Here is a 13,864-nt window from a genome sequence, read left to right as displayed (position 1 = left end):
CCAACGCGCGTTACGACAGCTTGCCGACGGCCTTTTCCAGGAGATCCCAGGCCTGGTCGCCATACTTGCCCTTCCACTCGGCATAGAAGCCGGCGGAGCGCAGCTTGTCACGGAACGGCGCCACCGCGGGCTGGTTGAAGGTCAGGCCCTTGCCCGCGAGCTCCTGCTGGAGGCTCGCATTGAGCTTGGCGGTATCCTCGCGCTCCTTGACGGCGGCGGCGTTGATGTTCTTGGCGACGATGGTGCGCACATCCTCCGGCAGCGCGCTCCAGGCGCGACGGTTGGCCAGGAACCAGAAGCCGTCCCACATGTGGTTGGTCAGCGAGCAGTACTTCTGCACCTCGTACAGCTTGGCGGTCGAGATGATCGCCAGCGGGTTCTCCTGGCCCTCGACGATCTTGGTCTGGAGCGCGGAATAGACCTCGGCGAAATTGATCGAGGCGGGCGCGGCGTCGAACGCCTTGAACATCGAGGTCCACAGCGGCGACACCGGCACGCGGATCTTGAAGCCCTTGAGGTCGTCAGGACCGGTGATCGGCTTGCTCGACGACGTGGTCTGGCGGAAGCCGTTGTCCCAGATCTTGTCCATGACCTCGAGGCCGGCCTTCTTGATCTCGCCGCGGACATGGGCGCCGAGGTCGCCGTCCATGGCCTTCCAGACCGTGTTGTAGTCCGGGAACGCGAAGCCGATGCCGTTGATGGATGCGGCCGGCACCAGGGTCGACAGGATCAGGCCTGACAGCGTGAAGAACTCGACGCCGCCGGACCGGATCTGGCTCAGCATGTCGGTGTCGGAGCCGAGCTGGTTGTTCGGAAAGATCTGGAGGTCGAACTTGCCGTTGGTCTCGGCCTTGATCGCCGCCGCCATCTCCCTGGCGCGCACGTTCAGCGGATGGGTGTCAGGCAGGTTGTTGGCGTATTTGTAGGTGAACTCGGCGCTCTGGGCGCGGGCCACATGGGGCGCACCGAGGCCGCCCAGGACCGCGGTCGCGGCGGAGGCCTTGAGAAGCGTGCGTCGGGAAAAGCTCATGGGTCTGCTTCCTCGGAAGTTTGTTGTTGTTCTGAGACGCAAATCTATACGGACGGAAGGCCTGAAGGTCATCTGCGATCTCGCGAGGTCTCGCTTATTGCAGCCGGACACCGTCGCGGCAATATCGGCTTTCGGCAGATGGGCCGGGATTCAAAATCTGAAAAACAACCCCATGCACAGTAGCCGTCAAGAGCCGAGAGGCCGGTCGCGGCGTAGACCGAAAATGGACGGCAAGCGAAGGCGCAGGGTCAGGAATTCGATCTAAATATCTGATCTAATTGTATATAAATATATTCCATAATATACCTTATGCGAATTACGGATATGGCGGTCCGGGCTGGGGCCCGCTTGGCGCATGGTCGCCGAAATCCCTCCCCACCGTTCATGGTGAGCCGCCCTTGCTGGCTCTGGCGTCGCGGCGCATCGCCGCGCGCGGGCTCAGCTGTGCATTCTTCTGAACGGGTGACGCTCGCGCACGGCGTCACCCGAGACCGTCCGGCCGGCGATTAGGACGGCGCCGCGAAGTCGTAGGAGATGCGTCCGGCGGGCAGATAGAACAGCGCGATGACGGCGCCGCCGCGGACCTCGGGATAGTGTCGGCTGCCGGGATCGGGCGCGGTCCAGCCGGGCCCTTGCCAGCCCTGCAGCCCCTTGAGCTCGGCGCCCTTGTCCAGCGGCACGACCAGGTTCAGTTCCCCATATGGATGGCCGTGATATTGCCCGCGCAGCACGTCGTGGTCGTCCTCGTCCTTGAAGCGGCGCGGATCGGTGCTGTTCATGTAGACGGCCGTGATGCTGAACTGGAACGTCTCGGGCATCGGCTCCAGGATGCGGCTGCGCCGGTAGTTCGGACCGTCGACCTCCTGGTTGGCCGCCCAGCCTTCCTCGACGCCGCGCTTAATCAGCCGCGCCAGGTCCTGGTAGAGCTGGCTGCCCTCGCCGTATGTTTGGTTGAGCCACCGCTCCATCTCCGCGCCGGGCGTCATGTCCTTGACCTCGCGGAGAAACGGAATGCTGCGCGCAATCAGGTCGTCTCGGCTTGCCATGGCGTTGTCCTTTCCATTTGGGTTGCACTTTGTTCTTCAAAGCCCGCGAACGAGGCGAAGTCCGCGATGTCCGCGAGCGGCATCAGCCTGCCCGCGATTTGGTCCCTGGCACGGCCGATCGAAATGCCGCACACGACCATTTGCTCCGCCGGGATCGACAGCAGCGGACGCAGGATCCGGTGGTATTTCGAGAACGTCTCCTGCGGACATGACTGGAGCCCATGGCCTGCCGCAGCCAGCAGCACGTTCTGGATGAACATGCCGAGGTCGAGCCAGCTGCCGACCTCCAGGCGCCGGTCGATCGTGATGATCAGCCCGACGGGCGCGCCGAAGAACGCATAGTTCTTGGCGGTCTGGCCGCTCCTGGCTTTGATATCGGTCTGGGCGATGCCGAGCGAACCGTAGAACAACCGGCCGAACTCCTGTCGTCGTTGCAGGTAGGGTTCGGGCAGGTCACTGGCGTAGTATCTGTATTCCGACATATGTGCGTCGCGGGCGGTTTCGTGCGCCTCGCGCAGCGCCACCGAGACCCTGTCTTTGGCATCGCCGGCCAGCACGTAGACGTGCCAGGGCTGGATATTGGCGCCGCTTGGCGCAAACCGTGCCACGCGCAGAATCTGCTCGATGGTCCCTCGCCCGACCGGCGCGCCTGAGAAGTCGCGGCATGCAAAACGGCCTGCGATGATCTCGTCGATGCCGCTGTGCACGGCTGCGCCCTCGCCGATCATGGCTGCTTCAGGAGCGGACATCCGCCTTGCTCCATCGGCCGGAAGGCTTCCTCGCCCGGAATCGTCGCCAGCAGCTCGTAATAGTCGAACTTGTATTTGGACTGCTCGGGCGACTTGACGCGAAACAGATACATGTCGCGGACCAGCCGGCCGTCCTCGCGGATCCGGCCATTTTTCGTCATGAAATCGTTCACGGGCATGTCGCGCATCCTGGCGGCTATGGTCGGCCCATCCAGCGTGCCGGCCGCCTGAACCGCCCTAAGGTAGTGCATCACCGCGCCATAGGTGCCGGCGTGGATCATGGTGGGGACCTTCTGGGTCTTGGCGATGAAGCGCTTCGACCACGCCCGCGTGTCCTCGTTCAGGTCCCAGTAGAACGCCGAGCTCAGCATCAGGCCCTGGGCGCTCTGGAGCCCGAGACTGTGAATGTCGGCAATGAAGACGAGCAGCCCGACCAGCTTCTGCCGCTGCGTGATGCCGAATTCGCCGGCCTGCTTGACGACGTTGATGAAGTCGCCGCCGGTGTCGGCGAGCGCGATCACGTCCGCCTTCGAGGACTGTGCCTGGAGCAGGAAGGACGAAAAATCCGGCGTATTGAGCGGATGTTTCACCGCGCCGATCACCTTGCCGCCCATGGCATCGATGACCTTGCGGCTGTCGGCCTCGAGTTGCGCGCCGAGGGAATAGTCGACCGAAATGAAGTACCAGGAGTTTGCGCCGAGACGCGACATCGCCCGCGTTGTTCCCTGCGACAGTGCATAGGTGTCGTAGGTCCAGTGAATTCCGGTCGGCGAGCATTCGTCGCCAGTCAGGCGCGACGTGGCGGCGCCGGTGGCGAGGAACAGTTTCTTCTTGTCCCGTGTGATGCCCTGCACCGCCAGCGCGACCGCGGAATTCGGCACGTCGAGGACGACCTCGACGTTTTCGTTTTCAATCCAGCGCCGGGCGATGGTCGCTCCCACATCGGCCTTGTTCTGGTGGTCTCCCGCGACGATCTGGATGCTGCGCCCCAGCACCTGACCACCGAAATCGTCGACCGCCATTTGCGCCGCAACCACCGAGCCCTGGCCGCCATTGTCGGCGTAGAGCGAGGACATGTCGGTGAGAACGCCGAGCTTGACCGGACCAGCCTGCGCAAGGACCGGCGCCGTGAACAGCGCCAGTGCCAGTCCGAAAGCTCCGATCGACATCCCGCAGGATTTCATTGCCCGTCTCCTCCAAATTCGGCGCCGGGATCATGACGGGATCGCGCGAATGCGGAAGTGAAACTCTTGCAGAGTGATCCTGAACCGCCTTCAGATTGGTGGCGCGAACGGCCAGGCGTCGCGGTCCGGGCGCCCTGCTCGGTTGCGTCGGCTGCGCGCATGGCCTTAACTGGAATAGATCGCAGTTATGCAACGGGCGCGCGATCCGCCTGCGACGGTGTCCTGCACGTGGCTGTTTCCTTCAAGACCCTCGACCTGAACCTGCTCAAGGTCTTCGACGCCGTCATGGAGGAGCGCAGCGTGCTGCGGGCAAGCCAGAGGGTTGCCCTCAGTCAATCCGCCGTCAGCCATTCGCTCGCCCGGCTCCGCGAGATGCTGGAAGACGATTTGTTCGTGCGCACGGCGACCGGCATGCAGCCGACAGCGCGCGCGTTGACGATGGCACCACAGGTTCGCGAAGCGCTGCGATCGCTCGAGGCGGCGGTCGAGCAGCCGCGCTTCGTTCCGGCGGCCTCGACCAGACAGTTCACCCTGGCCGCCAACGACTTCACCACGATGGTGCTGGCGTCACCGCTCCTGAAGATACTTGGGCTTGAGGCGCCGGCGATCGACCTGATCATCAAGCCGGTGACACGGATCGATCTTGCCGAGCAGATCGACCTTGGTCGTATCGACGTTGCGATCGGTGTCTTCTCGGATCCGCCAAGCCGCTTCCGGACCTCGCTGTTGTTCGAATATGACGACGTGCTGATCGTGGGCGGAAAGCGCAAGCTCGGGCGGATCGACAACGCGGCCCTGGCGCGCATGCCGCTGGTCGTTGTCTCCTTCGGCGGCGAGCAGGAGGGAGCAATCGGGGGCTTCATCTCCGAGCGCGGCCTCGCCAGGCGATCGGAAATGTATGACCGCGCAGCGCTCGAACGGGCATTGTCCGAAAGCGACCGGCCGCCGCGCATAGCTGTTTCGCTTCCACATTTCCTGGCGCTGCCCGCCCTGCTCGCGGACTCCGAACTCGCGGCCATCGTTCCGCGTCCATTGGCGCGGGCATTCGAACGTGAGCATGCCATCACCGCGTGCGAGCTTCCTTACGCGACAACTCCGGTCGAGGTCCGGCTGTTGTGGCACGAACGTATCGAGGGCGAGCCATCGCATGACTGGCTTCACGATATCCTCAGGCGTGCGACCGCGGACCTCAGGCGTGGACGCTAGCTGGAGACCCTCTCAGTCGTGGTTCCATTTTCCATCGGGTCGTTCGGTCGGGGCGCGCGAGTGGAGGTTGTGCTAGACTAGGCGCCGCAGTTCTGAAGAGGTCAACGATACAAGGCGGTCTCAACCGCCGCTCAAGGAGCCCGTCATGCAGGAGAACGTCACCCGCGCGAACAGCTCGCGCGCCATTCCGTTCGACGCCGCCAAGCTCGACCGTCTCATGGAGGCCGCCGGCCTCGACGTGCTGGTCGTGACCTCCAAGCACAATGTGCAGTACCTGCTGGGCGCCGAGCGCGCGATCTTCTTCGACTACATGGACGCGATGGGCGTCAGCCGCTATCTGCCAGTGCTGGTCTATCCCAAGGGCGCACCGGACAAGGCGGTCTATATCGGTCACCGTCTGGAGACCCATCAACGCGCCGTGGCACCGCCGTGGGTGCCGCAGGTCCGGACCGAGTCCAACGGCTCGGTGGATGCCGTGACGCGGGCCGTGGGCCTGATCCGGGATGCCGGCGTGCCCTTGAAGCGGGTCGGGGTCGAGATGGCGTTCCTGCCGATGGATGCAGGAAGGGCGCTCGCCGACGCCCTGCCCGGCGCCGAGCTCAAGGACGCGCTGCTGGTGCTGGAGCGGCTGCGGGCGGTCAAGTCGCCGGACGAGCTGGCCAAGCTCAAGACGGCGTCCGAGCTCGTCATTGCATCAATGCTGGAGGTGATCGCCGCGCACGGCCCGGGCACCACCAAGCAGCAATTGTCGGACGGCTTGCGCATCGCCGAGGCCAATCGCGGCCTGACCTTCGAATACTGCCTGCTCGCCTGCGGCAGCAGCCACAACAGGGCGCCGTCATCGCAGCGCTGGGAGCAAGGCGACGTGCTGTCGCTCGACTCCGGCGGCAATTATCACGGCTATATCGGCGACCTCACCCGAATGGCCGTGCTGGGCGAACCCGACAGCGAACTGAAGGATTGCCTGGCCGAGATCGAGGCGGTTCAGCGCGCCGCCTTTGCCGCGGTCCGACCTGGCGCCCTCGGCGGCGACATCTACGTCGCGGCCGAGCGGCAGCTTGCCCAGATCACTCAGCGCGACTGCACAGATTTCCTGGCCCACGGCATGGGTCTCGTCAGCCACGAGGCCCCTCGCCTGACCGCCAAAGGTCCGGTCCCCTACGACGACGCCGACGCCCGCCTGCCGCTCGAACCCGGCATGGTGGTCTCGATCGAGACGACGATGAAGCATCCGAAGCGCGGCTTTATCAAGCTCGAGGATACGGTTGTGGTGACGCCGACCGGGTATGAGATCTTTGGCGAGGGCGGCCGCGGGTGGAATTTGGGCGGCAGCGCGCTCTAGCCTGATGGCGTTGCAGGACCCTCATGGTGAGGAGCGCGGCACGCGCGTCTCGAACCATGAAGGCCCGCCTCTCGCGTGTGGCCATCCTTCGAGACGCCCGCTTTGCGGGCTCCTCAGGATGAGGTGCGGAGTGTGGTGAAGCTGCGCAATTACCGCGCCAGCAGCAGCTCCAGCTGGCTCTGTGCCTTCTTGACCGCCGCCGCGAACCAGCCCTGGCTCGGCGCTTCCTTAGCGAAACACTTTGTGTAGGCGTCCATGGCCTGGTCTTCCTTGGCCATGGTGTCCTCTGGGGTCTTCCTGGCCATCATCTGCTTCCAGACTTTTTCGCAGGCCGGGATCTCGGCCGTCTTCACGGCGTCGGTTGCGGCGAGGAAGTAGACCTTGTCGCCCTGGATCGCGACGACGTCGATTTCATGCGGCGCGCCCTTCAGGTCGCCGTTGCCGCGCACACCGAGCACGGCGACCGCGGCACTCGCGGATGCGGGCTTCGTGATCGGCAACTCGGCATATTTGGCGAAGGCCGAGTCCTGGATGGCTTGATAGTAGAAGCGATCCGACTTGAAGGCTGCGGCGATCTCCTGCGGCAGGCCGTCCTCGCGGTGCTCGGCAAGCCAGTGCTTGAGCAGCGCGGTCGTCGTCACCACGGCCTGCATCTTGTCGCCCTCTGAGGCGAAGCCCAGCCCGTCGAGATGGCCGAAGCCCGAGTCGCCCTTGAACAGCGTGTCGGCGTTCGACTTGCCTTCCGCCGGCAGCCCCTTGATCGTGATCGGTCCGACCAGGCCGCGCAGCACACCGGTCAGCTCGTTGAGCGCCGCATCGTGCTGCTTGAAAGTCTCGTCGTTCTCCTTGGCTTTGGAGAATTTTGCGATGTAGCGATCGCGCAAATCGAGATAGTGCTGCTCGGGCGTGGCGGCGTCGGTGGGTGTCGCGAAAACGAGCAGGCAGAGCAAGACGAGCAATCTCATTGCAATTTCCGGAAGACTGGGAGCGATCTCCAGTCTTTGTGCCGGTGCCGGACGGGAAGGTTCATCGGCTCCTGAACTGCGAACGTGCGCGGCGGCCGGAGGTGTCGATGTACCCGTTTCAGGTTGACAAGAGCGGCCGTCCGGCGCCAAAATTCGATCGGGTCGATACACCCGCTGCCTGCGCCCTTTGGGGATGGTGAACGTATCAAAGTCGCCCTCACCCTCGCTATTGGCGAGCGGGTCGGCAAGGCAGGCACCGATCTTCTCCGTTCGCCGATACGGGTTCTCTCATGCGCGATTTCCGCGATGCGAAGGCTATGGCTCGTTCCTTGCGCGATGCCTTGAATGCCAAAGCCGTGCAAACCACTCACAGCGAAGCTTTGGAACTGATCGCGAAAGCGTTCGGGTACGAGAACTGGAATATTCTGTCGGCCAAGATCGATGCGGCGCAGCCGAGTGCTGGCGTGCAGAATCCTGCCCAGCAGGATCGTCCCATCTACTGTTCGTTCTGCGGCATGAACCAGCATGAAGTGAGCAAGCTGGTGGCTGGGCCGGCTGTCTTTATCTGCGATGAATGTATCGACCTATGCACCGATATCGTTGATGAGCAGCTGCTTCGCCTCATCGAAGGCGATGCAGACAGTGCTCGCGCCATGCCCACCGATAGACTGATTCACTATGTGGAGCACGCGAACAAAGGGGTGGAGCGCAATCGGCTGTTGGCGCAGAACATCGAAAGGGCTTTTGCGCTTCGACAGAGCGCCTCGGCGGCAAATGATGACGTGTTCAAGACATCCAACGTCGCCCGATTGAGAGGCAAGACGTCCGACGAACTGCTGGCGATGAAGAAGTTTTCGCTCAGTCAGTTGAAACGTTACGAGCAGGCGCTGCAGACCGCGATGCCCATCGTCAACGAGCGCACTCGGTAAACGCGCAGACGATCGAGCGGCACGCCGGCCCTACTCCGCCGGCGTGAGCTGCTGCCGGCTCAGGCGCATCGCCGCCGTCTCGCGCACCCGGACGCGGGCGCGTCGCTTGCGCCACCAGATCACGACGCCGGTGACCGACAGTGCCGCCACCACGAGGCCCATGATCGAGATCAGGATGCGGCCGAACAGCCCGACGATGCGGCCCGAATGCAGCGGGAATTGCGCCTGCACGAAGATGTCGGCGGCAGTGCCGACCCAGGGCAGCCGTTCGCCGATCGGGCGGCCGTCCTCGCTGTCGTAATAGAGCTGCGCCGGCCCGACGCCGCCGGCGCCGTGATCGTCGCCGGGATGGAAGTAGGCGGCCGCGTAGACGCCATGGGCCGGGCCGTAGCTGAGCGCGCCGACCGGGACGGTCCACCCTCGCCCCTTGCCGTCAGCCGCCGCGCGCGCAGCAATGTCGGCGAACGTCACCCTGGGCTCGATGGGATCGTCGAGATTGCGGTAGGGCCGCTGCTCATAGGGCGTCGGCGTGTAGTTCGACACCATCTTCATCATCGGCGAGAACACCTCGAAATAGAGGTTCAGCGAGAACGCCGTGAAGGCGATGACGAACAGCACGCCCCAGGTCCACAGGCTGAAGGCGCGATGGATGTCGAAATTGATCCGGTAGGCGCTGCCCGATGCCTTGATGGTCCAGGCTGGCGCCCAGCGCGCCCAGAAGCCGCGTTCGAGCTGGCGCGTGAGCTGGGGTGCCCGCGCGGCCTTGGCGCGCCGTCGCGAGGGCAGCGTCAGATAGAAGCCGACGAAGCAATCGATGGTCCAGATGATGGCGATCACGCCGAGCACGCGCATGCCCCAGCGATCGCTGCCCCAGAATTCCGGAATGTGCATGGTGTAGTGGAGCTTGTAGAGGAACGAGACGAGGTTTTCGCGCGTCACCGGCCACACCGCGCCCCAATAGCGCCGGCCGAGCTCCGCGCCGGTGTTGGGATCGAGGAAAATCTGGTTGTAGTCGATCGCGAAGCGTTTTCCCGTCGCCGGATCGATCCGCGGCATCACGAAGAACCACAGCGAGTGCCCCTCCTCCGGCGTCATGAAGAGGTAGACGACGCGTGCGCGGGGATCGCGCTGCTCGATCATCTTCGCGAGCTCGATCGAGGGAATCGCGGGGCCTTCGCTGGTGACATCGAACAGGTGGTGGTTCAGCACCTCGTCGATCTCATGATCCCAGGAGATGATCGCGCCGGTGATGCCGGAGAAGAACAGGAATCCGGCCGTGAGCAGTCCCGCCCAGCGATGCAGCCTGCCAAATATCGCTCTCATCGTCTCGACTCTCATCAAGCGGGTCCGGCTGCCATCGCCGGACCGTCCTCACATCGAACTCACCAGCGGTAGGTCAGCTTGCCGATGGCTTTCCGCCCCTCCGCGTAGAAGCAGCCGGACAGGCTGTAGCAGGCGGCGACATAGCGCGTGTCGGCGAGGTTGGTGACGTTCAGCGACAGGCGCCAATTGTCACGGGTGTAGGCGAGCAGCGCGTCCAGCACGGTGGACGATCCCACCTTGAACGTGTTGGCGTCGTCGCCCCAGGTCGCGCCGACATAGCGGATGCCGCCGCCGAACTGGAGACCTGCGAGCGGCCCGGTCTGGAGCGTGTAGTCGCTCCACAGCGAGGCGCGGTTGAGCGGCACGGTCGGCGGCGCCTTGCCGAGATTGACGGGATCCTGCGACAGAATCGCATCGACATAGGCGTAAGCGGCGCGCAGGTTCCAGCCGTCGGCGAGCGACATCGTGCCTTCGAGCTCGATGCCGCGCGATTTCACCTGGCCGATCTGCTCGGCGAGGTAGCTCGGCGGCGCGAACGTGACGACGTTGTCGCGCGTCAGGTCGAAGGCTGCGAAGGTGAACAGCGCGTTCCAGCCGATCGGTTGATACTTGACGCCGACCTCGTACTGGACGCCGGTTTCGGGATTGAGCATCTGCCCCGAAGGACCGGTCGCGAGCACCGGCAGGAACGACTCGGAATAGCTGAAATAGGGCGCGATGCCGTTGTCGAAATTGTACATCACGGCCGCGCGGCCGGTGAAGGCCGAGGCATCTTTCGAGACCGACGTATTGGAGGTTGGGAGATTGCTGTCGACCTGCGTCGTCACGAAATCCTGGCGGCCGCCGAGCTGGAACGACAGCCGGCCGAGCTTGATCTGATCCTGCGCGTAAAGGCCGACCTGCGACTGCCTGACGCCGGTGTTGTCGCTCATGGCGCCGATGGTCCAGTCGTAGCTGTAGACCGGGTTGAAGACGTTGATCTCGGGGGCCGACGTCGTGACGCCAAACGCGGTGTCGCGGAACGACGAGTTGCGATAGTCGATCCCGACCAGCGTGGTGTGGCTGAGGGTGCCGGTGGTGAACTTGCTCTGGAGCTGATTATCCACGGCGAAGGAGTTGATGTAGGAGTTGCTGTAGCTGCCGAAACGGGCGAGCTGCCCCGCGGCCTCGTTGGTATAGCCTCCGCCGTAAAACACCTTCTCCTCGTTGTGCTGATAGGCGTAGCGCAGGTTCTGCCGGAACGTTATGTTGTCGGTGAAATTGTGCGAGAGCTGGTAGCCGGCGGTTGCGATCTCGGTGTTGAACGCGTTGAAGCGCGGCACGCCCGCGAAGAACGAGACCGGGATCGTGCGGCCGTTGTTCGGCCATACCGTGCCCGAGGCCGGCAGGAACTGGAGGCCCCACCCTGCCCGGTCCTTCTGGTAGTTGGCGAGGATCGTGATGGTGGTGTCCTCGTTCGGCTGGAACGTGACGGCGGGCGCGATGAAGACGCGGTTGTCCTTGGTGAAGTCGACCTGGGTCTCGCCGTCGCGGACGACGCCGGTCAGGCGCCACAGCACGGTGCCTTCCTTGTTGGCGGGGCCGCCCATGTCGAACTGGCCCTGATAGCGGTTGAAGCTGCCGCCGGAGATCGAGACTTCGCCGAATTGCTGCGCGGTCGGCAGCTTGGTGACGTAGTTGAGGATGCCGCCGGTGCCGCTGCCGCCATACATCGCCGAGGATGGTCCCTTGAGAACTTCCAGGCGTTCGGCACCGTAGGGATCGAGGCCGTTGAAATGCACGTAATTGCTGGATGGAATCCGGAGGCCGTCGACGTAGAGGCCCGACATGGTCGTGTCGAAGCCGCGGATCTGGAGGGCGCCGAAGCGAGTGTCCGAGCCGCCATTGACGTCGCCGCTGACGCCTGCGGTGTAGCGCAAGGCCTCGCCGATCGAAACCGCGCCCTGGTTCCTGACCTGGTCGGTGGTGACGACGGACACCGACTGCGGCGTTTCGATCAGCGGCGTGTCGGTCTTGGTGGCGGTGCCGCTCCGCGTCGCGACGAAGCCGCGCACCGGGCCATTGGCGCGTTCTCCCGTGTCGCGATTCGCTGATGCCGATTGCGTCGGCATGGCTTGCTGCGCAGGAGAACGCCGGTTGGCGCGTGCGGTCCGTGTCGTCGCGGACCGCCGCGACGAGGCCGCCGTCGCGGGTCGGGCGCGCGGCGCCGGCGCTTCCACCGAGACCGTGGGAATTTGAGTCTGCGCCTGCACGGGCGCGAAGGGAATGCAGAGAGCGAATGTGCTGACGGCGCCGAAGAAAAGCACCTGAAGCTGTCGAACACGCGCATTGGAGCACGAACGAAGTTGGAAGTCTGACACGTCTATCGAGGTCCCACGCACTGCCGGCTTTGCCGGAATGATTTTTGGACTCTCGCCCTAACGCGGGGGCATTCTCAGTGCGAGAGACGCAGAGTTAGAATCTATCGAGACCGGGGAATAAATCGTGCGACCAATGCGCCCATATGCGCGTCGAGGTGCATCGCCGGCTTCTGCGAGTGCTTCGATATGGAATGCTTCTAGAGTGAGAACATTCGCCGCTTGTCTGCGACCGCCTGGAAACGGCGGGCTCGCTGTCGCGAACGAATGGCTGCGGCGACAATGCGACGGTTGCCCGGCAGTTCAACCTTGCGCGGCAATCATCGTGTTGAGCGATTTAACGCTCGGCGCAAACAGCACTGCGACGCCCTTGTAGCGGATAAATTGCTTCATCTGGAACGTCACGGAGGCGTCCCCCGCGAGCGGAACCTGGAACCGGGTCTCAGCCTTTGGGTCTGCCCGGTTTCCAGTCAAGGCATCCTGCGCGTTGGCTCCGTTCGGAAGGCGCATGTAGGCGTCGGCAAAGTCCGTCTGATGCATCCACCGCAGGATGGTATAGAATTGCTCGTTGATCCTGGCGAAGTAGAAAAGCCCTACGATGCCGCGGTCCTTCCCGTCGTCCTCCGTGCCCTCCAGATGAGGACCGTAGGAAAATCCGCGGCGTATGACGCGTGGCGGCCCCTCGGGGAAACGAATCTGATTGGCAAATTTCAGCGGCTGATCGCGGCAATTGACAATGCGAATGTGAGCCCCGAGCGGGCATTTGACGCCGTTTGGATCGTCGCCATAGCCGAACGCATCGTTCAATTGCGGGGTCGATGGTGGTGCATCCGGAAAGCGTGACAGCGGCGACCCGTGTCGCCAGCGCCCCATCATCTTGGCCGCGATCCATTCTTCGGCCAGTTCCGGGCCGACATGCGGCGCCGCCTGCGGTGCATTCGCCTTCAGGAATTTGTTGAAGGCCGCGACGTCCTGATAAAGCCACGACAGGCCGACGAACGATCCATCGCGCGCGAAGTCCTGCCATGGACCGGGCTTGAACGGTGCAGTGGGAAAATCGCTGTTCGGATAGCCGACGACGATCTCGCGACAATCGACGGCGTCGGAAGCCCTGGCACCCGGCGCATCCTGCCAGTCAACATTGGGTGCGGTGATTCCATCGCGATAGCCAAAATGCAGGCGGCCGTCGGCTGGTCGACAGCCGGACAGTGCGCCGTCGTCCCAACTGTCGAGCGCCAATTCCCGGACAGCGAAGCCCGTCGCCGACTGCCGCACCTGCGCGAGGCAATCGGCTTTCTGCTCGGGCGTATCGAACCCGATATGGATGGCGAGATCGATATCGCTCGACTTGAACTTGCCGTCCCACCATCCCGGTGGAGCGCTGGCGTCGAAGAAACCAAGCTGTGTCGCAATGCCGCCATCCGGCGCCTGCGCGGGGTCCACGAACGATACCTCGAACTGCTGCCGCCCCTGTGCGACATCAAGGTCGGGGCGACCCGACATCAACGTCGCGATGCCGTTCCAACTGAACATGAAGTGGAACGCGGGACCATCGGGGTCCGGGCCTGCCCCCACCGCTGCTCGCGGTATCCATTGCCGCAGGAAGGACCTGGCACCGCCGGCGTCGCCAAACCTAAACAACAGAACCGCGAGTAGCGGCTTGGCGGAGCTTCGAGCGACGATCGCCTGCAAATTGCCGAGATCCACCATGGCGCCTGTCCTGCAAGAACGGT

General features: G+C 63.8%; 11 protein-coding genes. 3 read left to right on the top strand and 8 right to left on the bottom strand.

What is annotated here, in order from left to right:
- Positions 1 to 10 precede the first annotated feature (10 nt).
- The 4 genes from IVB46_RS27000 to IVB46_RS26985 form a co-directional block, all read right to left on the bottom strand.
- Positions 11 to 1,030 (bottom strand): TRAP transporter substrate-binding protein, encoded by a 1,020-nt coding sequence (locus IVB46_RS27000; RefSeq protein WP_247310297.1) that lies wholly within the window; start codon positions 1,028 to 1,030, stop codon positions 11 to 13.
- A 506-nt stretch (positions 1,031 to 1,536) separates the two neighbouring features.
- Positions 1,537 to 2,076, bottom strand: a complete 540-nt coding sequence (locus tag IVB46_RS26995; protein ID WP_247310299.1) for a DUF4863 family protein — start codon at positions 2,074 to 2,076, stop codon at positions 1,537 to 1,539.
- Positions 2,055 to 2,804, bottom strand: a complete 750-nt coding sequence (locus IVB46_RS26990; protein ID WP_247343828.1) for a nitroreductase — start codon at positions 2,802 to 2,804, stop codon at positions 2,055 to 2,057. The genes IVB46_RS26995 and IVB46_RS26990 overlap by 22 nt, the downstream gene beginning before the upstream one ends.
- Entirely contained in the window at positions 2,801 to 4,009 is a 1,209-nt protein-coding gene (locus tag IVB46_RS26985) for an ABC transporter substrate-binding protein (RefSeq protein ID WP_247310303.1), read from the bottom strand. The genes IVB46_RS26990 and IVB46_RS26985 overlap by 4 nt, the downstream gene beginning before the upstream one ends.
- Before the next feature lie 228 nt (positions 4,010 to 4,237).
- Here IVB46_RS26985 and IVB46_RS26980 point away from each other — a divergent pair, with 228 nt between their 5' ends.
- Positions 4,238 to 5,215 carry a LysR family transcriptional regulator gene (locus IVB46_RS26980; protein ID WP_247310305.1) on the top strand — a complete coding sequence of 326 codons (978 nt, stop codon included), beginning with the start codon at positions 4,238 to 4,240 and terminating at the stop codon, positions 5,213 to 5,215.
- Positions 5,216 to 5,360: 145 nt separating this feature from the next.
- Complete coding sequence (locus IVB46_RS26975) at positions 5,361 to 6,557, top strand: Xaa-Pro peptidase family protein (protein WP_247310307.1); 1,197 nt, start codon at positions 5,361 to 5,363, stop codon at positions 6,555 to 6,557.
- 149 nt (positions 6,558 to 6,706) lie between these two features.
- Here IVB46_RS26975 and IVB46_RS26970 read toward each other — a convergent pair whose 3' ends face one another.
- Positions 6,707 to 7,522 (bottom strand): hypothetical protein, encoded by an 816-nt coding sequence (locus IVB46_RS26970; protein ID WP_247310309.1) that lies wholly within the window; start codon positions 7,520 to 7,522, stop codon positions 6,707 to 6,709.
- 290 nt (positions 7,523 to 7,812) lie between these two features.
- Between IVB46_RS26970 and IVB46_RS26965 the strand changes: the two genes are divergently transcribed.
- Positions 7,813 to 8,451 (top strand): ClpX C4-type zinc finger protein, encoded by a 639-nt coding sequence (locus IVB46_RS26965; RefSeq protein ID WP_247310312.1) that lies wholly within the window; start codon positions 7,813 to 7,815, stop codon positions 8,449 to 8,451.
- A 30-nt stretch (positions 8,452 to 8,481) separates the two neighbouring features.
- On the opposite strand, the gene fsrB is transcribed toward IVB46_RS26965, so the two are convergent.
- The 3 genes from fsrB to IVB46_RS26950 all read right to left on the bottom strand — a co-directional run bounded on the left by fsrB (position 8,482) and on the right by IVB46_RS26950 (position 13,841).
- Positions 8,482 to 9,774, bottom strand: coding sequence for a siderophore utilization protein FsrB (gene fsrB, locus IVB46_RS26960; RefSeq protein ID WP_247310313.1), 1,293 nt, complete (start codon positions 9,772 to 9,774; stop codon positions 8,482 to 8,484).
- Between the two features lie 59 nt (positions 9,775 to 9,833).
- Entirely contained in the window at positions 9,834 to 11,828 is a 1,995-nt protein-coding gene (locus IVB46_RS26955) for a TonB-dependent siderophore receptor (protein ID WP_247311522.1), read from the bottom strand.
- 606 nt (positions 11,829 to 12,434) lie between these two features.
- On the bottom strand, positions 12,435 to 13,841 hold the full coding sequence (locus IVB46_RS26950; RefSeq protein WP_247310314.1) for a hypothetical protein: 1,407 nt from the start codon (positions 13,839 to 13,841) through the stop codon (positions 12,435 to 12,437).
- Between the last annotated feature and the right edge of the window lie 23 nt (positions 13,842 to 13,864).

Source organism: Bradyrhizobium sp. 61, from assembly GCF_023073075.1.
In the GTDB taxonomy this organism is placed as follows: domain Bacteria; phylum Pseudomonadota; class Alphaproteobacteria; order Rhizobiales; family Xanthobacteraceae; genus Bradyrhizobium; species Bradyrhizobium barranii.
The sequence above is the reverse complement of the archived record's forward strand: the minus strand, read 5'-3'. Positions and strand labels throughout refer to the sequence as shown.